The sequence below is a fragment of the Thermostichus sp. MS-CIW-23 genome (assembly GCF_054059455.1).
The window spans coordinates 16,093-38,117 of record NZ_JBSSCC010000029.1 but is presented as its reverse complement, the minus strand read 5'-3'; the positions used below and the strand labels follow the sequence as shown (position 1 = coordinate 38,117).

Below are 22,025 nucleotides of genomic sequence, written 5' to 3'. Positions count from 1 at the left end.
TACAACTCTTTGCCGCAAATCCAAAGAATGAGTCGGCATTCCTTTCTCTCCTTCCTCTTGAATACCTGTACCCTATTTTAAATTAAAAGGCTGTAGCTATATCTTCCACTGGTATATTCTTGACTTCTTAACTATAGGCTAATTGTTGCCTTTGCACCTCCTCTTCTCTGATTTTTACACTGCGGTAATTCTTTTTTAGCGTCATTCCTCGCTTTTTTAAAAAGTTGTCTATCGTAACAGCACTCACATCAGTATCCAGTTGCTCTCGTAGCAGTTCTTGATACTACCACGGATAATAGTTCAGGCGCCTTTCAATGACCGTCATAACTTCTTGCCGGTGTTGTTCCAGAATACCTACTCGCTTTGTGCCGACTTTCTTGGGGGATAAATCCTGAGTTTGTTGATACTGATGCACCCAGTGGTGCAGTGTTCTTTGGGTTACCATGAACTGTTCCGCTACCTGGCGAGTGGAGGTCTTGCCTGCCTGATAAGCTGCCACAACTCTTTGGGATAAATCTAACAAATAGGTTGGTATATATCTCTCTTTTCTCTTGGATACTTGTATCCTAATTCATAGGCTGTAATCGGTGAAGTGCCAAAAATGATTCTGATTCTTGTTTCAGCATCGTTGCTGAGCAACCGCTAGGGTGTAGAGACGCGGATCTTCGACAAGAGGATCCCTAGGAAAAAACGAGAAAGAAGGAGAGAAAATCATGTCTGCCAGCACCCTTGTCCGTTGCGCCTGTGAACACTGCAACTGCAGCTTCGAGAGCAGCCAAGGCTATCGCTACGAAGGTCAACTCTACTGCAGCGAAGCCTGTGCCACCCACAATCACGAGCACCCTTCCGCCTGCTGTGTGGCTTCTCACTGCTGCCAGTAGGGTTCAAGGTAGCCCATCATCCCCAGCCCTTTCCTCTGGGATCCATTTCCCCCCTGGGCCGTTTTTGATAGGCTCCTGAGAAGTTCTACCCTTGTCGGCCAAGGGGTCGGCCTAGCTTGCATGGATTACGGCTGGCGCGAAGATACTCCGCACCGCTGGGAGCTGCTGCCCACTCCCCCCCAGTTCAATCCGCAACTGAGCCGGGAATACGGCAAGTATGCGGCCAAGGTGATGGCTCTGCGGGGTCTGCACACCTGGGAGCAGGCGCAGGCCTTCGTGGATCCCGAACACTATTCCCCCACACCGTCGGGATCCCTGCCAGATCTGGAGCGGGCGGTGGCGCGGCTGCTGCAGGCACGGGAAAGGGAAGAGACCCTGTGCATTTGGGGGGACTTTGACTGCGATGGTGTCACCAGTACCAGTCTCCTGCTCTCGGCGTTACAACCCTTGGGCTTCCGAGTCCAGTTCTCCATACCGCTGCGCAGCACCGAGGGGCACGGGCTCAATCCTCAACGGCTACAGCAGGTGCTGGCCCAGGGCTGCCAAGTGATCCTGACGGTGGATTGCGGGGTGGGCAATGCTGCCGAAATTGCCATGGCCCAAGCCCAGGGGGTGGACGTGATCGTGACGGATCACCACATGCTGCCGGATCCCTTGCCCGCTGCCTATGCGGTGGTCAACCCCTTGCGATTGCCGGCTGAACATCCGCTGCGCTTCTTGCCGGGGGTGGGAGTGGCCTACAAGTTGGCGGAGGCGCTCTACCAAGCCCTAGGGATCCCTGGTGTCGAGCAGCACCTGGATCTGGTGGCGGTGGGAATTGTGGCTGATGTGGCGGTGTTGCAGCGGGAGTGCCGCTACTTGGTGCAGCGGGGCCTGCCGGTGCTGGCCAGTACGCAGCGCCCGGGGTTGCGAGCTCTGCTGGCCCAGGTTAGCAACGGCCAGCTCCAGAGGTCGCCGACAGCCCAGGATATTGCTTTTCGCATCGCCCCCAAGTTGAACGTCATTGGCCGCTTGGAAAACGCCAGCTTAGCAGTGGAGCTGCTGACCACCTCCGATCCAGAGCGGGCCCAGGCGCTGGTGCAACGGTTTGTTGCCCTTGACGAAGAGCGCCGGCAGCTCACCCAGCAAGTGATCCAAGAGGCCAGCCAACAAGTGGAGAGCATGGATCTGGCCCGAGAAGGAGCCATTGTTCTGGCGGAAGCCGGCTGGAACCCAGGGGTTCTGGAGATCGCGGCGGCGCGCTTGGTGGAGCAGTACCGCTGCCCGACGGTGTTGATTGCCAAAGACGAAGCCACAGGGCTGGGCCATGGGTCGGGTCGTTCCCTGCCAGGGGTGAACCTGGTGGAGGCCATCGAGGCTGTGCGCCCCCTGTTGCTGGGGGGAGGCGGACACCCCATGGCCGCCAGGATCCAAGTGGATCTCTCTTGCCTGGCCGCCGTACAACTGGCTTTGCGGCGGGAGATGGCCGCGCGGGTTAGCCCGGATCAGCAGGCTCGCGCCTTGGCGGTGGAGATTATCCTCGACTGGGAGCTACTGGTCCCTCAGGATCGGGATGGGGTGGCAGAGCTGGATGAGGTGTATCGGCAATTGCAGCTTCTGCAGCCCTTTGGGCACGGCAATCCCAACCCCGTCGTTGCCTTGATGAACTTCCGTCCCAATAGCTCCAACCTGGGAGTCTCCCGCAATGGCCGCCACCTCAAGTTTGAACTCCAAGGCTCGCCGGGATCCCGTACTCTGTGGTTTTGGCAGGCCGGAGAAGAGCTGGAGCGTTGGCAAAAATGCCAGGCTTTGGACATCGCCCTCCAGTTGGAAGCGGATGACCGGGGCAAACAGCCTTGGCAGGGCAAGGTGCTGGCAGTGCGCCCTTCGGGAGAGTGGCAGGCACCCACCCTTTCTGCTCCCCCCATAGAGATCCAAGATTTTCGGCAGAAACCCCTGCCGGATTCGCTGAAAGGGGCCATCTGTTACGACGGGCAGGAGGCCGAGAACCTTGTTCCACCACCAAAAGGGGCAAAGCTGGTGCTGGCCCGCTGGCCCTGGCTACCGGCGGACTTGGCCAAACTGCTGCAACAGGTACAGCCCCGAACCCTGATCCTGGCCGCTTCTGCCTCCCCCTGGGAGCAGATCCCCGCCCGAGTCAACTGGCTGATGCAACAGTGGCAGGCAGGCCAACGGGATCCCGAGGATCTGGCTGCAGTAACTGGCTTTCCCCGGCAATGGCTGGCGGAACTGGACGGCCCGGAGCAGATCCCCACCTTGCTGATGGGCCGCCTTCAGGAATCCCAAGCCTTTCACCGCTGGCTGGACGAGGCCAGCCCCACCCAGATTGCCCAACTGTGTCAGCGGCTGCTGCGACCGGATCCCAGGCCAGCAGCTTATTCCCAAAAGTAGGGGCATCTCCCAAGCGCTCTGCGCCACCAACGCGACCCCAAAAAGTAGGTAAGACTTGGGATCCTGCCAAGAACTTCAAGATGCTCCGCACCGCTATCGCGATACTCTGGATTAAATAATTCAACCCCATTTTTTCTGGCAACCAGAGCCCCTCAGAGTTTTCCGTGATCCCGGTTCGCCTAACCTTGCACAATTTTCTCTGTTACGCTCACGCCGTTTTGGATCTGCGCGGGATCCACACCGCCTGTATCTGTGGCCCCAATGGGGCAGGCAAGTCCGCCCTGCTCGACGCCCTCACCTGGGGCCTTTGGGGGCAAAGCCGGGCTAGCAATGACAGCGATCTCATCCGCAAGGGGGCCAGCGAAGCCTGGGTAGAGGTGATCTACCGCTCCCGAGGACAAACCTACCGTGTCCTGCGCAGCCGTCATCTATCGGGCGAGGGATCCCTGGAGTGGCAAATTCAAACCGGAGAAACCGACGGCCAACCTCGCTGGCGTAGCTTGACCCGCCGCGGCATGCGCGCCACCCAACAGGCCATTCAAAGTCAGCTCAGCCTCGACTACGAGACCTTTATTCACTCCGCCTATCTGCGACAAGGACAAGCAGATGCCTTCACTCTGAAGCGTCCCGGCGAGCGCAAGCAGATCTTGGCCGACATGCTCAAGTTGGGGCAGTACGATTTGCTGGCCGACCGCTGCCGGGAACAGGCGCGCAGTGCCAAACTCAAAGCCGATCTGCTCCAAGAGCGCCTGCAGCAGCTCAACCAACAACAGGCCCACCTTGGCCAAATCCAAGCCGAGCTGGAGCGACTCCAACAACGGCAAACTCATCTGCAGCAGCTCCTAGCCCAGCAACAGCAGGAATTGCAAGCCCTAGAGCGCCTCTACGAACATCGCTGCATCCTGCAGGAGCGCCACCAACACCTTACCCAACACTTGCAAAAGCTCGGCACCAACCTACAGCACACCGAGCAACAGTGGCGTGCCCAGCGACAGCACCTGCTCCAGTTGGAAGAGCTGATCGCCCAGAGTGAAGACATCCTGGCGGGTTACGAACGCTACCAAGCCCTGATGGCCCAAGATCGCCATCTCCACCACCTCTTCGAGCAACAGCAGCATCTGCTCCAAGAACGCCAAAAGCTGCAAGCCCAGCAAGCAGAGCAGCAACAGCAGCAACTGCGCAAGATGCAACGGCTGCAACAGGAGTTGGCCACCTGCCAAGCCCAGGCCCAAGCCGATGCCCAATTGCTGGCAGAACAGGAGCGCATCGAAATCGGCCTGCGCCACTACCAGCAAGCTCAAGAGCGTCTCCAGGCCCTGAACCAAGCCCAAGCTCAAGCCGCCGTCCTTCTCCAGCAGCAACAGCATTGGCAAGAGCAAATCCGCCGCGAGCGGGAACGTCTGCAAGCCCGCCTCCAGCTTCTCAGCCAGCAACTGCAAAGCCAGGAAACTCTAGCCCAGCAGCAGCAGCACCTGGAGCAGAAAATTGCCGAAGGAGAGGCCGCCTTGGCAGAGCTGGAGCGACGGCGTCTCTACCAGCAGCAGGTGTTGGAAAAAGTCCAAGAACGACGGCTGTTCGTGCAAAAGCTCCAGGAACGCCAGCGGGTTCTCCAGCAACAGTGGCAACAGGAGGAAGAACGCTGCCGCCTGTTGGTGACCAGCTGGGATGAAGGTCAAGAGGCGTTTCCCGTTCAAAGTGCTCCGCGAGGCGAACAAGATCAGGGAGAGCGCCGCCCCATCCCCACTTTGGCGAGGGTGACGGCCCTTGTCGAGGAGACAGCCGAACAAGAGAAGGGATCCCTGGCCCTATCTTCTGTCGGCCAGCCTGCCGAGCCATCCCCTGCAACGCCGACAGCAGAGCCGCAGGGATCCGGCTTTATGGCTCCGCAACGCCGTCGCAACTGGACTTGCCCCCTCTGCGCCCGTCCCCTCAGCCCGCGCCTGCGGGATGTGGTGCTGAAAAAACACCGCGAGCGTCAAGAGGAAATTGCCGGCGAACTGTTTGTTATCCGCGAACAACTGGCGGTGGCCGACCGGGAGATTGAACTCTTGCAAGCAGAATACCGCCGTCTTAGCCAAGAACTGGCCACCTGGGATGAGCGCCTGCATCTGCAAGGGCGATTGCAACAGCAGTGGGAAGCCGAGCAGGAGCGCTGTCGGCAAATCCAGCTCTGGCAAGCAGAAGCGGCAGAGTTGAGGGAAATCCTCGACCGGGAAGTTTACGCTCAAGAAGCTCGGCAACAGCTCCAGCAGATCCAGCAGGCCCTGCACCAACTGGGCTATGACGAGCGCGAGCACGCCTTACAACGAGGAGAACTGGAGCGCTGGCGCTGGGCCCTGGGCCGCTCTCAAGAACTCCGCAAGGCCCAAGAGCGCCGCTCTCGCCTCTGCGAGCAAATCGCCTCCCTACAGGCACAACTGGAAACCCTGCAACAGGTGGGATCCAAGGACTCCGGCCCACCAGTGGGATCGGATTCTCCCCTGGCGGAGCGGTTGGCTCAGGTGGAACAGGCGTTAAACCACCTGGGCTACGACGGATCCCTGCACCAGCAGGTGAAAGCCGAACTGGCCCAAGCGCAACTCTGGCCGGTGCGCCTGCAAGCCCTACAGGTGGCCCGCCAGGAACTGCCGGAGGTGGCAGCCCGCACCCAAGCCTTATCCCAACGCCTACAGGAAAGCCGCCAGCACTTTGCCCAGGCCACCCAAGAGTTGGAACGGCTTCAGCAACAACTGGCGGAGCATCCCGAGGTTTTGCCTGCTCAGCTGGAAGGGATCCGCCAAACCCTGCGGGAGCACCGCCGGCGGCTGGATGAGGTGCTGTCTCAGATAGGGGCCGCCCAACAACGGCTACAACAGGCGGTTCAACAGCAGGCGGAACAGGCCGAGCTGGAACAGCAACTGCAACAGGCCCGCCGCCAGCAGCAGGTGTACCAAGAGCTGGCCAATGCCTACGGCCGCAACGGCATCCCCGCCCTGATCGTCGAAAATGTCCTGCCCGAGCTGGAAGCCCAGGCCAACCAGATCCTGGCCCGCCTGACCCAACACCGCCTGCACCTGCAATTGGTTACCCAGCGCTCCGGGCGACGCTATTGCCCACCGGCCAAGCTGTCCTCCGTAGCGGGACGGAGTCCCTATGACACCCTCGACATTCTCATTGCCGATCCCCACGGCACCCGCCCCTACGAGACTTACTCCGGTGGAGAAGCCTTCCGCATCAACTTCGCCATTCGCCTGGCCTTGTCCCGCCTGCTCACCCAGCGCTCGGGATCCGATCTGCAAACGCTGCTCATCGACGAGGGGTTTGGATCCCAGGATGCCACCGGACGCGCCCAACTGCTGGCCGCCATCAACGCCATCGCCCCCGACTTTGCCTGCATCTTGGTGATCACCCACATCCCCAGCCTGCAGGATGCTTTCCCCCACCGCATCGAGGTACAGCCCTCTCCCCAGGGATCCCGCCTTCACATTCGCGGCTAGCCGGGCCGGTCGGATGGGATCCCGGCACGAGTCTGCAGCCACTGCTGCAACAGGGGTACCAAGGCCTCGCTGAGTTGGTTCCACTGGTCGGGCTTCTGGGCGGTGGTCAGCAGCTCCACCCGCTCCCCCCGAATCACCAGAAAGCCAACCGGCTCGATGCGCACCCCGCCCCCTGCTCCCCCGAACAGGCTGGCCGGATCCCCGCCGTTGCCGCGAAAGCCAGAAGCAGTTTTGCCGAAGTTGCCCCCTCCCCCACCCAAGCCGAAATGTAGGGACATGTAGGGGACGATGATCGTCTCGCCAATGGTGATCGGCTGGCCAAAGGTTTGTCCCGTTTCCGCCAAAACCTTCAGCTTGCTGAGCACCGCTTCCAGTACGGCTTCCACGTTGAAGTCGGATCCCATCTCGGTTGACTTGCCCACCAGACGCTTGGGCAGATGGCGCACGGCACCTTTCCAGGCTACTGCAGCCCCTCCAAGAGAGGAAGCCCAAGAAACTCCCCTAGTCTTCGTCCGGCGAGCCGGAATAGAGATCTTCCAAACGGCTGCGGGCTTCTTCCAAGCTGGCCGAGCGAATCACCAGCAGAGGCTCTTCAGTGAGGTTGCCATCTTCATCCAGCAGCTCTGGGTGAGGGATCCGCTGGCGGGCGCGACGGGGAGAGGTCTTGCGCTCTTCCACGCCCAACGTGATGACATTGGCAACCAAGTTGCGCAGGGCCAAAAAGGCAATGGCCACAAAAGCGATGAGGTAGAGAATCTGCAGCATCACAGGTCAGAGGAGGGGTGAATCTGGCGAAATCGACGGCCCAATTCGGCACATTTCATCAGCAGGCGATGCCATTTTGCCATCAGCCCAGGGTCGATGCCAACCTCTTGATCGGACGCCTGATAAAGCGCTTCGGCCACCTGTAGCTCCGCTTGAGCGGCCAGAACCTGTTCCAGCAAGGACTGTTGCTCCTCTGGGCTGATCAATTCCAGGGTCTCTTCCTGCAAAAAGCGGCGAGAACGCTCAAACCAGTAGCGGTAGTCTTCCAGCAGCGGCCCCAGAATCTCCCGCAACAGCTCGGCTTTGCTCATGGCCTGGGATCCCTCCACAACTGGTTTGGATGAAAAAATCTTAGCAGAACTTAACCTTCTCTCGCCACGGGAGAGCGGGATTCCAGGTAGGCTTCCATCTCCAGCATCAGGGCTTCGATCTGAGGCAGCAATTCCAGGGCCTGCTCTTGCCAGTAGCCCCGCTGGTGGGCTTCCAGCAGCCGCTCGCTCATGTCCCGCAGCGCCCAGGGGTTGCGGGATCGCAGGAACTGCTGGACTTGGGGATCCAATAGGTAGGCGCGGGCCAGGCCGGCGTACATGAAATCCGGCACAGCATGGGTGGTGACGTCGTAGGCAAAGAGGTAGTCCAGGGTGGCAGCCATCTCGAAGGCGCCCTTGTAGCCGTGGCGCATCACGCCGGCAATCCACTTGGGGTTGATCACGCGGGCGCGATAGACGCGGTCAATTTCTTCGGCCAGGGTGCGGATCTTAGGGTTGTGGGGACGGGCGTGATCCCCGAAGTAAATCCGCGGGTTGCGGCCCTGGAGCGTTCGCACTGCCGCCACCATCCCCCCTTGAAACTGGTAGTAGTCATCGGAGTCCAGCAGGTCGTGCTCGCGGTTGTCTTGGTTGTGGAGCACAATTTGCAGGTGGGCCAATTGCCGCCGCAGGGCTTCGGGGGCCGGCTCTCCCTCGCCATCGGCCCGGTAGGCGTAGCTGCTCCAGTTGAGGTAGGCGCGGGCCAGATCCGCTTCTGTTTCCCAGTTTTGCGCCTCGATCAGCCCCTGTAGGCCGGCCCCGTAGGCCCCTGGCTTGGAACCGAAGATGCGCAGCCGCGCCCGCTCCGCCGCTGCTTGCGTTGGGATCCCTTGCTCCTGCCAGTACTGGGTATCGGCCAGCACGTGGGCCCGCAGGGGATTGTCGGCTTCTGGCTCCTCCAGGTCAGCCACGGCCTGCACGGCCCGGTCAAACAGGGCAATCAGATTGGGAAAGGCATCGCGAAAGAAGCCAGAAATGCGCAAGGTTACATCCACACGGGGGCGGCCCAAAACCGCTACAGGCAGGATCTCGATGTCCACCACCCGTCCTCCATCCCAGCGGGGTTTGACCCCCAAGAGCGCCAGGGCCTCGGCCCAATCGTCGCCGCCAGTTCTTAGAGTTGAAGTGCCCCAAACGGATAGGCCCAGGCGACGGGGATATTCCCCCTGCTCTTGCACGTAGCGCTCCACCAGCCGCTCGGCGGCCAGTGAGCCGACCTGCCAGGCGGTGGGGGTGGGGATGGCGCGAATGTCCACCGAGTAAAAGTTGCGCCCCGTGGGCAACACGTCCACTCGGCCTCGGGTGGGGGCGCCGGAAGGGCCGCTGGGCACATAGCCGCCCCCTAGCCCATGCAGCAGGTTCTCCAGCTCCTGAGGGGTTTGCTGCAGGCGCGGCAGCAGATCCGTCTCGATCCAATGCAGCACCTGCCTGGCTGCTGGCCCCGGCGGCGGATCGTAAGGGATCCCTTGCAGCCGCTGGGCAATCCACAGGCGGGCTTGTGCCTCCAGGGCGGCCACCCCATCTCCGATGTGGCGAAAGTTCTTGCCCATAGACCTTGAGGTTTTCCCAGGCCGGCTGCCAGCGGCTAATTCTTCAGATAGACCGCCGCCCCTAGGCCGACCAACATTTCCTCAGGGGTAATTTTGCCATCTTGGTTGGTATCCAGGGCATCGAAAACGCGATCTGCCCCCATCCACTCCTCGCGGGTGATGAAGCCATCCCCATCCAGGTCGTAGAGGCGGAAGACATCCTGGGCGGCGTGGGTAATGGTTTCCTTGGCACCCTCCAGCTTCTGCAGCCGCTCGGTGAGCAGTTTTTCCAGCACCTCCAGCGCTTTGGAGAAGCCCTGGATCCCTTCTTCCAGCTTTTCTGAGGCCATGCGGTTTTCCCGGTGCATCTGGTCGAAGGTAGCTCGATCCATCACCAGGCGCGGGATGTCCATTTTCTTGGCTTTTTCCGGATCCAGTTTGCGCTCCAGGTAACCCTCGGTGTTCTGCAGCTCCGCCAGCAAGGCGGGCGAGATGGTCAGGAGATCACAGCCGGCCAACTCGATGATCTCCCCGATGTTGCGGAAGCTGGCCCCCATCACCTCGGTCGGATAGTCGTATTTGCGCAGATAGTTGTAAATCTGGGTTACCGATTGCACCCCCGGATCTTCGGCAGGGGGATAGCTCTCCCGGCCCGTGTGTTTCTTATACCAATCCAAGATGCGGCCCACAAAGGGCGAGATCAGCTTCACCCCCGCTTCGGCGCAGGCTATGGCTTGGTGCAAGCCAAACAACAGGGTGAGGTTGCAATGGATCCCTTCTTTTTCCAGGATCTCGGCAGCTCGGATCCCTTCCCAAGTCGAGGCAATTTTAATCAGCACCCGCTTGGGATCCGCTCCTGCCGCCTTGTAGAGCTCGATCAAATGGCGGGCTTTGGCAACTGTGGCTTCTGTGTCGTAAGAGAGGCGGGCATCCACCTCCGTCGAGACCCGGCCAGGAATGATGGACAAAATGCGCACGCCAAAGGCCACGGCCAGTTGATCGATGGCGTGGGCCACCACGGTTTTGATGTCGGCTTTGGATCCCAGTTCTTGGCGGGCCTTGAGCAAGGTTTCATCGACAATGCCCTGATACTGAGGCATTTGGGCTGCAGCCGTGATCAATGAGGGATTGGTGGTGGCATCCTGCGGCTTAAAGCTCTCGATGGCGTTGATATCCCCCGTATCAGCCACCACGACAGTCATCTGTCGCAATTGCTCCAGCAAGCTCTTGCTCATGTTCGGCTCCTTGAGATTGCGCTACGCGCCGCTTCTGCGACCTAGTTTCAGTGTTACCCATCCCATTCAGGGATCCCGGTAGACATGAGATTGTCTTAATTCTGATACATTCACGCTGAACTCTCCTGAACATGGTTCAGGAAAGAAGCGATCGCATCCTGCCTATCTCTGAGCAGGAAGGCGGTATCCCGCAAAGCCCTGAGGAATACCCCCCGAGCGCTTTCCCCCTTCACTTCCCGGCAACCGTTGCGGTGGACTCAAGGATCAGGGGGAAACTTGGTCTACTATATCCCTCTCAATGACTTTTGCCAAACCGCCTAAAGCTCAGTAAATTCAGCAAAGTTCAGGGTTTTGGGGGTTAGAGGCATGCTCTGCCGCTCACCCCCACGGGTGTGGGGACAACTGGGCATACTCGTTTCAAACAAGATGAAGACCCTTCGCCGCTGACCCTCACCCCTTGCGGGCGAGGGGAGCTGGGGATCAACCAACCAGCTGTTCCACAGCCGTTTGCAATGACCAGGCAAAGCAAGGGGGAAACCCCAGAGGCTGCCTAGCCCGCCTGGCTGCGCAACTGCCGCAAGAGCCGCTCAAACTCTTCCGGCAGGGGAGCGGTAAACTGCAGCGGCTGGCCTGTGCGCGGGTGAACAAAGGAGAGCTTCCAGGCATGGAGAGCTTGGCCGCCCAGCTTAACAGGGCTGGTTTTGCTCTGGGTGTAGAGGGGATCCCCGACAATGGGTAGGCGCATGTGGGCAGCATGCACCCGAATTTGATGGGTGCGCCCGGTCTCCAGCTCAAACTGCATCAGGGTGTAGTTGCCCAGCCGCTCCAACACTTGCCAGTGGGTTACCGCCACTCGCCCTTGGCCAGGGGTCAGGACGGCCATTTTCTGCCGATCCACCGGGTGCCTCCCAATGGGGGCAGAGACGGTGCCTTGGCTTTGGGCCGGCCGGCCAAACACCACCCCCAAGTAGATGCGCCGGGCGGTTTTGGCCTGGATCTGGGCTTGTAGGTGCTGGTGGGCCTGATCGTGTTTGGCAATCACCAGGGCACCAGTGGTGTCTTTGTCAAGGCGATGGACAATACCTGGACGCAGCTCGCCGTTGATGCCTGAAAGATGGGGGCAATGGGCCAGCAGGGCGTGCACCAGGGTGCCACTGGCGTGGCCGGGGGCGGGGTGCACCACCAAACCGCGGTGCTTGTTGATCACAAGCAAATCGTCATCTTCGTAAAGAATGTCCAAGGGGATCGGCTCCGGCTGCAGGGCAGTCGGGGTGGCTGGCGGGATCCGCACCTCGACTTCATCCCCAGCTTGCAAGGCGCGATCCTTATCCCGGCAGGGCTGCCCATTGAGCCAAACCTGGCCCTGGCGGATAAGCTGCTGCAGGCGCGACCGCGACAGCTCCGGCAGTTGCTCTGCCAATCCTCGATCCAGCCGCAAGCCCTGCTGTTTTTCCGTCACCCTGATCTGGCGAATGTCTGCTGCAGCCTCCTTGTGGCCCTCCATGCCGTTGTTGCCCAAATTGCCTTCTTTGACCATTGTGGCAGCCCGGCTACTTTTGCACTGAGTAAAAAAGGTCGAAGATTTGCAGCAACTTCCGCAGGCAGGTGGTGGGGGGATCTGCCTTGTCTCATCGCCTTCTAAGCCTTCTTGGGGGGATCCCTGGGCAATTTTAAGGGGCAGAAAATCCTGACTAGAGTGAGGTTATGGCCCACCAAGAATGAGTTGGGCCGAGTGTTGGCATAGGAGAGCCGGGAGCGATCCCAAGCCGACAACACAGCACACCCCAGCAATTGGCGTTGGCTCAATGGATCTAAGAAGGAGGTAAGGCATGTCGGATGGAGCAACCAGGGGATCCCAGCTTCAGCAACCCTCTCAACCCCAGCTTGGCTCAGAGCCGCCTTTGGTCTTGCCCCTGACGGAGGTGGGGCTGCGGGACGTTGCCCAGGTGGGCGGGAAAAACGCCTCCTTGGGAGAAATGCTGCAGCAGCTCACCTCAAAGGGGATCCAGGTGCCGACAGGATTTGCCACCACCGCCCATGCGTATCGCCAGTTCATCGCCTCTGCGGGCCTAGAGGAGAAGTTGCAGGAGATTTTCAAAGACTTAGACATTGAGAATGTCCAAAATTTGCGCGAGCGGGGCAAGGCTGCCCGCACCTTGATCTTGCAAACTCCCTTCCCCCCTCAGCTAGAGCAGGCCATCGCCGAAGCCTACCAAAAGCTGTGCGAGCGCTACGGCCCCGACACCGATGTGGCGGTGCGCTCCAGTGCCACGGCAGAAGACTTGCCGGATGCCAGCTTTGCCGGCCAGCAGGAGACCTACCTGAACGTGCGTGGAGTGCGGGCAGTGCTCAATGCCTGTCACCACTGTTTTGCCAGCTTGTTTACCGACCGGGCCATCTCCTACCGCCAGATCAAGGGCTTTGACCATTTTCAAGTAGCCCTCTCGGTGGGGGTGCAGAAGATGGTGCGCTCGGATCTGGCTTGCTCGGGGGTGATGTTCTCCATCGACCCAGAAACCGGCTTTAAAGATGCGGTGCTGATCACCGCCGCCTACGGCCTGGGGGAAAACGTGGTGCAAGGGATCGTCAACCCCGATGAGTACGTGGTCTTCAAACCCACCCTCAAGCAGGGACTGCGCCCCATCCTCTCCCGCAAGCTGGGCAGCAAGGCCCTGAAGCTGGTCTACGACGAGGGGGGATCCCGTTCCACCAAAAACGTGGCCGTCCCCGAAAGCCTGCGCCGGCAATATGCCCTCAAGGACGAGGAAGTCCTGGAGCTGGCTCGCTGGGCCTGCCTGATCGAAGAGCACTACTCGGCGCTGCGGGGCCGCTTCACCCCCATGGACATCGAGTGGGCCAAAGATGGGATCACCGGCGAGCTGTTTATCGTCCAGGCCCGCCCCGAAACGGTGCAGTCGCAAAAAGGGGCCAACCAGCTGACCACCTATCGCTTCACCCAGCCTGGGGCGCAGCCCGAGCCTCTGGTGCGGGGACGGGCCGTAGGCGAGGCCATTGGCCAGGGCACAGCCCGCGTCATTTTGGATGTGCGCCGCTCGGATCAGTTTCAGGCCGGCGAGGTGCTGGTGACCGAAAAAACGGATCCCGACTGGGAGCCAATCATGAAAAAGGCCAGCGCCATCGTCACCAACCAGGGGGGCAGAACTTGCCATGCGGCCATCATCGCCCGCGAGCTGGGGATCCCGGCCATTGTTGGCTGCGGCAACGCCACGCAGGTGCTCCGTTCCGGCGAGCCCATCACCGTCTCCTGCGCTGAAGGGGAAGAAGGGCGGGTCTACCCGGGCCTGTTGCCCTATGAGGTGACGGAGATCCCGCTGGAGGAGCTGCCCCGTCCCCGCACCCAGCTGATGATGAATGTGGGCAACCCAGAAAAAGCCTTCGGCCTCAGCGGGATCCCTTGCGATGGCGTGGGGCTGGCGCGGCTGGAGTTCATCATTGCCAACCACATTCAGGTCCACCCGCTGGCTTTGCTCAACTACGAGCAGGCGGTGAAAGAGGAGCCGCGCCTGGCGGAGCTGACCGCCCAGTATGCCGACAAGCCGGAGTACTTTGTGGACAAGCTGGCCCAGGGGGTGGCCACCATTGCTGCCGCCTTTTACCCCAAGCCGGTGATCGTGCGGCTGTCGGATTTCAAAAGCAATGAATATGCCCACCTGTTGGGGGGATCCCGATACGAGCCCCACGAGGAAAACCCGATGATCGGCTGGCGGGGGGCTTCCCGCTACACGGATCCCTGCTACCGTGAGGGCTTTGCCTTGGAGTGTCGGGCCATGAAACGGGTGCGGGATGAGATGGGCCTGACCAACGTGATCTTGATGATCCCCTTCTGCCGCACGCCGGAAGAGGGGCACAAGGTGCTGGAGGAGATGGCCCGCCACGGCCTGGTGCGGGGAGAAAACGGCCTGCAGGTGTACGTGATGTGCGAATTGCCCAGCAATGTTATCCTGGCCGACGAGTTCTGCCAGATCTTCGACGGCTTCTCCATCGGCTCCAACGACCTCACCCAGCTCACCCTGGGGTTAGACCGCGACTCAGCCCTGGTGGCCCACCTTTTTGACGAGCGCCACGAGGCCGTCAGGCGGATGATCGCCCAGGTGATCCAGACGGTGAAAAGCCATGGCCGCAAGATCGGCATCTGCGGGCAGGCCCCCAGCGACTACCCCGACTTCGCCCGCTTCCTGGTGCAGGCGGGGATCGATTCCATCAGCCTCAACCCCGATTCCCTGTTGAAAACCCTGCTGGTGGTGGCCGAAGCAGAAGCGGCTGGCGCCCGGTGAGCCCAAAGCCGGCCCAGGGACGTGCGCGGGGATCCCGTCTCCTGAGTTACAATCTCTTCTGCTGTGTTCCCATCCCCATCGATGATCCACGAACTCTCCATGCCGGCCCTCAGCTCCACCATGGAAACGGGCAAGATCGTCACCTGGCTTAAGAAACCCGGCGACCGCGTGGAGAAGGGAGAGAACATCCTGGTGGTGGAGTCGGACAAAGCGGACATGGACGTGGAGTCCTTCCACAGCGGCATCCTGGCCAGTATCCTGGTGCCGGCAGGGGAATCAGCCCCGGTGGGCGCCCCCATTGCCCTGATTGCCGAAAGCGAAGCGGAAGTGGCCCAGGCCCAGGAAAAAGCCAAGGCCCTCTCTGCCGGAGCTGCCCCTGTGGCACCCCCTCCCGCGGCTCCATCGGCCAGTCCTGCTCCTGCTCCCACCCCCGCTCCCCAAAATGGATCGGGATCCCAGCGGATCGTGGCTTCTCCACGGGCGAAAAAACTGGCGGAGAGCCTGGGGATCGATCTGCGCACCGTGCGCGGCTCTGGCCCCAACGGTCGCATCGTCGCTGAAGACGTGGAGCGAGCTGCGGCCCTTTCCGCTCCTGCAGTGGCTGCCCCCTCTGCCCCAGCCCCTACGTCCCCAACTCCTGCGGCTGTCCCCTTGGGAGAGACAGTTCCCCTCAGCACCCTACAAGCGGCGGTGGTGCGCAACATGAACGCCAGCCTGGGCGTGCCAGTGTTCCACGTCGGCTACACCATCACCACCGACAACTTGGATCAGCTGTACCAACAGGTAAAGCCTAAGGGGGTGACCCTGACGGCCCTTTTGGTCAAAGCGGTGGCCCTGACCCTGGAGAAGCATCCCCTTTTGAATGCCAGCTACACAGAAAACGGCATCCATTACAAATCGGATATCAACATCGCCGTGGCCGTGGCCATGGAGGATGGCGGGCTGATCACCCCTGTCCTAAAGCAAGCCAACCGGCTGGATCTGTATGAGATCTCCCGCCGTTGGAAGGATCTGGTGGAGCGGGCGCGGCGTAAGCAACTGCAGCCAGAGGAGTACACCAGCGGCACCTTCACCCTCTCCAACCTGGGCATGTTTGGGGTGGATCGCTTCGATGCCATTTTGCCGCCTGGCCAAGGGGCCATTTTGGCCATCGGCGCTTCTCGCCCCACGGTGGTGGCGACGCCGGAAAAAGCGATTGCCATCCGTTCCCAAATGCAGGTGAACCTCACCTGCGATCACCGTGTCATCTACGGCGCCCATGCAGCGGCCTTCCTGCAAGATCTGGCGCAGCTCATAGAGCACAAGGTGGGATCCCTGACGTTGTAGCCGCCCTGAAACCCGGCCTTGAGCCAATCTCAGAGTAGGGTTCTCCTCTCGCGCAACCCACAAGGTCGGGCAGCCGGCGAGGCCCCAGCGCTCAGGAGCTCCTCCTGGGAAAGCGCTGCATCAACTCTTGCACAGCCTCGGCATGGTAGGAGCTGCGGGTTAGGGGCGAAGACACCACCTGCAAAAAGCCCAGTTCCTCTCCCACCCGTCGCCAATGGTCGAACTCTTCGGGGGGAACGTAGCGCTCCACCGGCAGGTGTTTGGGGCTGGGCGCCAGGTATTGGCCGAGCGTGAGGATGTCACAACCCACCCGGCGCAGATCCCGCATCACCTGCAAGATCTCCTCGGCTGTCTCTCCCAGACCCAACATCACCCCCGACTTGGTGTACAGGCCGGGATCCCATTGCCGTGCCAACTCCAACAGTTTGAGGGAGCGCTCGTAGTTCCCTTGCGGGCGTACACGGCGATAGAGGCGGGGCACCGTTTCGGTATTGTGGTTGAGCACCGTCGGTCGGGCGGCCAAGATCTGCTGCAGCGCCTGCCAGTTACCACATAGGTCTGGGATCAAGACCTCGATGGTGGTCTGGGGCATGCGGCGGCGGATTTCCGCAATGCAGGCCACAAACTGGCTGGCTCCCCCATCGGGCAGGTCGTCCCGATTCACCGACGTAATCACCGCATGGCGCAATCCCAAGCGTTCCACTGCTTCTGCCACCCGCAGGGGTTCAGTGGCATCCAGGGGCAGAGGGCGTTTGGTGAAGTCGATATCACAGTAGGGGCAGGCGCGGGTACAGGCCGGGCCCATGATCAAAAAGGTGGCGGTGCCGTTGGCGAAGCACTCCCCCAAGTTGGGACAGGAAGCTTCTTCGCAAACCGTGTTTAGGCCCAAGTCCCGCAGCAGTTGTTTGACGGATCCCACCCGTTGAGGGGCCTTGGCCCGCAGCCAGGAGGGTTTGCCGCCAGGAGAAGAAGAAACAACGGTCAAAGAAGTGCTCCAACACAAAACAGCAGCGACGGTATCACTCAGCTTAGCCTGCCATTTGGCCCCGTTGGAATTTGGACAAAGCCAATTTCCCGGCCCAATTGATCCCTAGCGCCTCGGAAGCAAGACCCAAAACGCGGCATACTGGAAAGCAAATGTCGAGCGATAGGGATCCCACATGGTTGTTGCTGCTCCTCCCTCTCTGGAACAACTTGCCATCAATACGATTCGCTTTTTGGCGGTGGATGCTGTTCAGAAGGCCAACTCCGGCCACCCTGGCCTGCCGATGGGAGCAGCACCCATGGCCTATGTGTTGTGGCAGCAGTTCATGAAGTTCAACCCCCGCAACCCCAAGTGGGTGGATCGGGATCGCTTTGTGCTCTCGGCGGGGCATGGCTGCATGCTGCAGTACGCGCTGCTGCACCTAACCGGCTTCGATGTAAGCCTGGAGGACATTAAGCAGTTCCGCCAGTGGGGCTCCAAAACCCCCGGCCACCCGGAAAACTTTGAAACTCCGGGGGTGGAGGTGACCACCGGCCCGCTGGGGCAAGGGGTGGGCAATGCGGTAGGGTTGGCCATTGCCGAGGCCCATCTGGCCGCCCGCTTCAACAAGCCCGGTTACACCATTGTGGATCACTACACTTACGTGATCTTGGGCGATGGCTGCAACATGGAAGGGGTGGCTTCTGAAGCAGCTTCTCTGGCCGGCCACCTGCAACTGGGCAAGCTGATCATGCTTTACGACAGCAACCACATCTCCATCGACGGCAGAACGGAAATCGCCTTTACGGAAGATGTGGGCAAACGCTATGAAGCCTACGGCTGGCATGTGCAAAAAGTAGAGGATGGCAACCACGACTTGAAAGGGATCGCCGAGGCCATCCAGAAAGCCAAGGAAGTCACCAACAAGCCGTCCTTGATTATTGTCGAGACCACCATCGGCTACGGATCCCCCAACAAGGCCGGCAGCGAGAGCGTCCATGGGGCACCCCTGGGGCCGGAAGAGGTGAAGCTCACCAAACAAAACCTGGGCTGGCCGCTGGAGCCGGAGTTTTACATTCCCGACGAGGTGCTGGCCCACTTCCGCCAGGCCATCGAGAAAGGGGCCAAAGCCGAAGCGGAGTGGAACGAGCGCTTCGCCGCCTACGAGAAGGCTTACCCCGAAGAGGCCGCCGAGTTCAAGCGCATCATGGCCGGGGAGCTGCCGGTGGGCTGGAAAGAAGCGCTGGCCCCCATTGCCGAAACCGGCAGAGAGTCTACCCGTAACCTCTCCAAGTTTTGTCTGAATGCCTTGGCCAAGGCCGTGCCGGAACTGCTGGGGGGATCCGCAGATCTCGCCCACTCCAACATGACTTATCTAAAGGGGATCCCAGAGTTTCAGGCCGGCTCTTACGAGGGGCGTAACTTCCGCTTTGGGGTGCGGGAACACGGCATGGGAGCCATTGCCAACGGCATGGCGCTTCATGGAGGCCTCATCCCTTACGACGCCACCTTTTTGATCTTCACAGACTACATGCGGCCTGCCATCCGCCTGTCCGCCCTCTCGCAGGTGCGGGTGCTGCACGTCATGACCCACGACTCCGTCGCCTTGGGGGAAGATGGCCCCACTCACCAGCCGGTGGAAACTTTGGCCTCCCTGCGGGCCATTCCCAATCTCTATGTGCTGCGCCCGGCAGATGCCCGCGAAACGGTGGGATCCTACCAGGTGGCCCTAGAAGCCAAGACCACCCCTTCTGTGCTGGTGTTCACCCGGCAGGCGGTCAACCCGGTGGAAGGCACCTCCATTGAAGGCGTAGCCAAAGGGGCCTATGTGGTGGTGGATGCCCCCAATCCAGAGCTGATCTTGATCGCCACCGGCTCTGAACTGGAGCTGGCAGTGAAAGCTGCCGCCCAACTAAAGCAGGAAGGCCGGGCGGTGCGGGTGGTCTCTATGCCCTGTATGGAGCTGTTTGAGGCCCAGCCCCAGAGCTACCGCGATTCCGTTCTGCCCCCCAACGTCACCAAGCGCGTCTCCGTCGAGGCAGGTTCCACCTTCGGCTGGCACAAGTACCTGGGGTTTGAGGGGGTGGCCATTGGCATCGACCGCTTTGGCGCCTCTGCCCCCGGCCCGGTGTGCATGGAGAAGTTCGGCTTCACGGTGGAAAACGTGGTCAACACTGCCCGCCGGCTGCTGGGCTGAGGGCACTTTACCCCTTCCTCGGCGCTTTCAAGGGGCTCAGCAGGGATCCCTTCTCTGCTGGGCTTTTTTCCCTGTTGAGCCTGCTGCCCAGCGGCGTGACCCGGACAGGCGTAGCGAACCTCGCATCAACCAATCAGCAGGACTTCCAAAGCATCCGGATCTGCTTCTTTCTGTAGGGCAGCCATGGCGGAGAACGCAGTCGAGGGCGGCTTCCTGCCCCGCAGACAACACCTTTGCCTTGAGGACATCTTCAACCATGGCGGGGATGATCCTTGAAGGCAAGTTGGAAGTCGAGCAGGCTGCCACCATCGCCTTGAAATCGCCTTGAAGAAGAAACTTTGGCTTCCGCCGCCGTGCTGAGGTGCTTGTGCCGGCTGCAGACACAAACAGCTTTGCCTACTGTTTGCCTACTGTAGGAACCCCGCCAGTAAAATCACCGCGGCTCCCACGGCAGCCAAAATCGTCAGCGCCCGGCCCGCGTCGGCACTGCCCTTCCACGAGAAGTTTTTCTCCGACTTTTTCGGTTCTGCTGGCATGGCCATGCCTCCCTTTGCATTGCCAACTCTAACTTAACTTCCCCCCCACGGGATCTTAGCTGGTTGGGGCATACCCTGGAAAAAACAGCAGCCATCTGGCCCGGCCAGCCGTTTTTGGGAACAATACAAGCAGGCAAGGGATCCAACTCCCACCAGTCTGGAAGCACATCCTGAGGCGAAAGCCATGAGCTATGCAGAACGGAGCAAAAGAATGGTTTTGACGTTGGCGACTCTGCTGGGCGGCTGGGTTGGCGGAGGGTTGTTGCAGGGATCCCTCTGGGTTGCCGCTCAGCCTACCTTTCAGACAGTGCCGTTGCCGCGCTTACCGGTGGGTGTCGATCAATTGGTCTTCGATCGCCCGGTAGCCCGCTTTAACCCCAACCTACCTGCCGAGCTGGTGATCCGCAATCGCACCGGTCTGCCTTTGGAATACGGCTTTACCGATCCCCGCCAGAAAGTCTCGGAACTGCCTGCAGGCGAAACGTTGCGCCTGAGCAACCTGTTGATCCCCAATTGCATGGCCATCAACACGCCGATGTTGGCTCCTGTGGGCTACCAGGTGAGCGTGGATTCTTTCAACGTGATCACTGTAGAAGTGCGCCTGGTCAACGATGTCTCCGGCGATCATTGCCTCGATCTGCAAGCGACAGGGGCTATTTTTGTGAATTGAGATGAGCTGATACCCATCGATTACCCATCGAACACAAGTTAAGTCAAATCCTTCAAAGGGATCCCTTACATCCTCACCTACAGTCATCTTCTGGCCTTTGCCAGGATGGACATGGGATCCGGCACGGCAGATGGCAGTTGACTTTGCCCGGTTTTGACGCTGGGATTGAGTCTATTGGAGAGCCGATCAGAGGTTTAGGCGTATCGACAGGGGCCATCCCCTGTGACAGGATGCGAACAGGATATCGAGGCCGATGTTCTGCCGGACTCTGTTTAGCCTTTCTCTGGGCTTGTTGCCTGTGTAGTCTGTCTGTACTCTATCTTTTTCTTGGATGGTCTCATGAGCGATAACTTGTATTCCTGGTTTCCCCGGGCCTTGGTGATCGGTGCTGCGGTTGTGGGGTTGTCGAGCTTGCCTGCAAGGGCTCAGCAAATTACGGATCCCAGCCCAGCTCAAGCGGCCACCAATGTTGAACCTACCTCCCCAATCTCGGCTTCTTTCCGCAGCCAAGATGGCGTCAGCGTGCGCCCGGAAACGGTGAGGGTTTTTGTGGATGGTCAAGATGTCACGTCCCAGTCGGTGATCACCCGAGATTTCTTCACCTATCGCCCTGCCCAACCTCTGCCGCCGGGGCGTCGGGAAGTCTTGCTGGAGTTCACCAATACCCAGGGGGTGACCCGCCGCGTGACTTGGAGCTTCACTGTGGGCAGCCCTGTCCGCGCTTCCATCGACTTAGTGGATCACAATGCCGGCAGTCGCCCTTTGGCAGCGGGAGAAATCCTGTTGGTCACCGTCAAAGGTACCCCTTCCAGCCGGGTGACGGTTTACCTCATCCAAGATGGACGGCAAGTGCAAACCTTGCCGGCTCAGGAAGTTTCCAGCGGCACCTATGTAGTGAACGCCCTAATCGAGGCGAAAGATACCACCCGGGAAGGGATCGTCGTCGCCCGCTTGGAAAATGGCGGCCAAGTGCGCTTCATGACCGCCGAACAACCGGCCCGCCTGATCGAAGGGGCCACCGGGGGCATCCAGCGGCTGACCACCCAAGAGGTTTCCGCCACGGTCAGCGCCCCCGGCCCCCTCTTGCCTCAGATCACCAACCTGCGGGATGGGGATCGGGTTTCCGGTTCTTCGTTTACGCTGCAGGGCACTACAGCTCCCAATGCTTCGGTGCGGGTGAATGTAACGGCTTCGACCTCTCTGGGGGGCATCATCAGCGCCCAACAGACCGTGACCAACCAAACGGTGCAGGCAGATGCCCAGGGCCGTTTCACCATCACCGTTCGGCCTCCCATTCCGGCCTCTGGCACGGTGTATCAGGTGAATCTCACGGCCACTTCCGGCAACCAAACCAGCCCAACGGTAACCCTGCGCCTTACCCAGCAGTAGGGGTTCAAGGGATCCCAATCCATCCCGATAGCCTTCCCCCCACCCATCAAGGGATCTGGGCAG

At 60.4% G+C, this 22,025-nt stretch carries 16 protein-coding genes and 1 pseudogene; 8 read left to right on the top strand and 9 right to left on the bottom strand.

The window, feature by feature from the left end; translation table 11 throughout:
• Nucleotides 1–130: 130 nt before the first annotated feature.
• Nucleotides 131–535, bottom strand: a pseudogene (locus tag ACVW0B_RS10620) (helix-turn-helix domain-containing protein); the annotation flags it as partial.
• A 178-nt stretch (nt 536–713) separates the two neighbouring features.
• Here ACVW0B_RS10620 and ACVW0B_RS10615 point away from each other — a divergent pair.
• From ACVW0B_RS10615 to ACVW0B_RS10605, 3 genes are all read left to right on the top strand, one after another.
• Nucleotides 714–881, top strand: a complete 168-nt coding sequence (locus ACVW0B_RS10615; protein WP_083757636.1) for a hypothetical protein — start codon at nt 714–716, stop codon at nt 879–881.
• A gap of 120 nt (nt 882–1,001) precedes the next feature.
• Nucleotides 1,002–3,272, top strand: a complete 2,271-nt coding sequence (gene recJ / locus ACVW0B_RS10610) for a single-stranded-DNA-specific exonuclease RecJ (protein ID WP_457491641.1) — start codon at nt 1,002–1,004, stop codon at nt 3,270–3,272.
• A 164-nt stretch (nt 3,273–3,436) separates the two neighbouring features.
• The gene (locus tag ACVW0B_RS10605) at nt 3,437–6,748 is read left to right on the top strand and encodes an AAA family ATPase (protein WP_457491640.1); all 3,312 of its coding nucleotides are present in this window, start codon (nt 3,437–3,439) and stop codon (nt 6,746–6,748) included.
• Here ACVW0B_RS10605 and ACVW0B_RS10600 read toward each other — a convergent pair.
• The 6 genes from ACVW0B_RS10600 to ACVW0B_RS10575 form a co-directional block, all read right to left on the bottom strand.
• Complete coding sequence (locus ACVW0B_RS10600) at nt 6,745–7,194, bottom strand: GerW family sporulation protein (protein ID WP_414358213.1); 450 nt, start codon at nt 7,192–7,194, stop codon at nt 6,745–6,747. The genes ACVW0B_RS10605 and ACVW0B_RS10600 overlap by 4 nt on opposite strands.
• A gap of 55 nt (nt 7,195–7,249) precedes the next feature.
• The gene (locus ACVW0B_RS10595) at nt 7,250–7,513 is read right to left on the bottom strand and encodes a DUF2973 domain-containing protein (RefSeq protein WP_414358210.1); all 264 of its coding nucleotides are present in this window, start codon (nt 7,511–7,513) and stop codon (nt 7,250–7,252) included.
• On the bottom strand, nt 7,513–7,824 hold the full coding sequence (locus tag ACVW0B_RS10590; RefSeq protein ID WP_414358208.1) for a DUF2605 domain-containing protein: 312 nt from the start codon (nt 7,822–7,824) through the stop codon (nt 7,513–7,515). Before ACVW0B_RS10590 ends, ACVW0B_RS10595 begins: the two co-directional genes overlap by 1 nt.
• A 50-nt stretch (nt 7,825–7,874) precedes the next feature.
• Complete coding sequence (locus ACVW0B_RS10585) at nt 7,875–9,371, bottom strand: cobaltochelatase subunit CobN (protein WP_457491639.1); 1,497 nt, start codon at nt 9,369–9,371, stop codon at nt 7,875–7,877.
• 35 nt (nt 9,372–9,406) lie between these two features.
• Nucleotides 9,407–10,585 (bottom strand): transaldolase, encoded by a 1,179-nt coding sequence (locus tag ACVW0B_RS10580; RefSeq protein ID WP_457392293.1) that lies wholly within the window; start codon nt 10,583–10,585, stop codon nt 9,407–9,409.
• Nucleotides 10,586–11,135: 550 nt separating this feature from the next.
• Nucleotides 11,136–12,089, bottom strand: coding sequence for an RluA family pseudouridine synthase (locus ACVW0B_RS10575; protein WP_457491642.1), 954 nt, complete (start codon nt 12,087–12,089; stop codon nt 11,136–11,138).
• Nucleotides 12,090–12,414: 325 nt separating this feature from the next.
• Here ACVW0B_RS10575 and ppsA point away from each other — a divergent pair, with 325 nt between their 5' ends.
• Together ppsA and ACVW0B_RS10565 are read left to right on the top strand one after the other, a co-directional pair.
• Nucleotides 12,415–14,880 (top strand): phosphoenolpyruvate synthase, encoded by a 2,466-nt coding sequence (ppsA, locus tag ACVW0B_RS10570; RefSeq protein WP_457491638.1) that lies wholly within the window; start codon nt 12,415–12,417, stop codon nt 14,878–14,880.
• Between the two features lie 81 nt (nt 14,881–14,961).
• Nucleotides 14,962–16,206, top strand: coding sequence for a dihydrolipoamide acetyltransferase family protein (locus ACVW0B_RS10565; protein WP_457491637.1), 1,245 nt, complete (start codon nt 14,962–14,964; stop codon nt 16,204–16,206).
• Nucleotides 16,207–16,297: 91 nt separating this feature from the next.
• On the opposite strand, the gene lipA is transcribed toward ACVW0B_RS10565, so the two are convergent.
• Complete coding sequence (gene lipA, locus ACVW0B_RS10560) at nt 16,298–17,191, bottom strand: lipoyl synthase (protein WP_414331107.1); 894 nt, start codon at nt 17,189–17,191, stop codon at nt 16,298–16,300.
• 175 nt (nt 17,192–17,366) lie between these two features.
• On the opposite strand from lipA, the gene tkt reads away from it, so the two are divergent.
• Nucleotides 17,367–19,367: a transketolase gene (gene tkt, locus ACVW0B_RS10555; RefSeq protein WP_457491636.1), complete on the top strand. Its 2,001-nt coding sequence runs from the start codon at nt 17,367–17,369 to the stop codon at nt 19,365–19,367.
• Between the two features lie 407 nt (nt 19,368–19,774).
• Here the strand turns inward: tkt and ACVW0B_RS10550 are convergent, their stop codons facing one another.
• Nucleotides 19,775–19,903, bottom strand: coding sequence for a hypothetical protein (locus tag ACVW0B_RS10550; RefSeq protein ID WP_011432750.1), 129 nt, complete (start codon nt 19,901–19,903; stop codon nt 19,775–19,777).
• A 211-nt stretch (nt 19,904–20,114) separates the two neighbouring features.
• Between ACVW0B_RS10550 and ACVW0B_RS10545 the strand changes: the two genes are divergently transcribed.
• The gene (locus ACVW0B_RS10545) at nt 20,115–20,573 is read left to right on the top strand and encodes a hypothetical protein (protein WP_457491635.1); all 459 of its coding nucleotides are present in this window, start codon (nt 20,115–20,117) and stop codon (nt 20,571–20,573) included.
• Nucleotides 20,574–20,912: 339 nt separating this feature from the next.
• Nucleotides 20,913–21,962, top strand: a complete 1,050-nt coding sequence (locus tag ACVW0B_RS10540; RefSeq protein ID WP_414399182.1) for a hypothetical protein — start codon at nt 20,913–20,915, stop codon at nt 21,960–21,962.
• Nucleotides 21,963–22,025 lie beyond the last annotated feature (63 nt).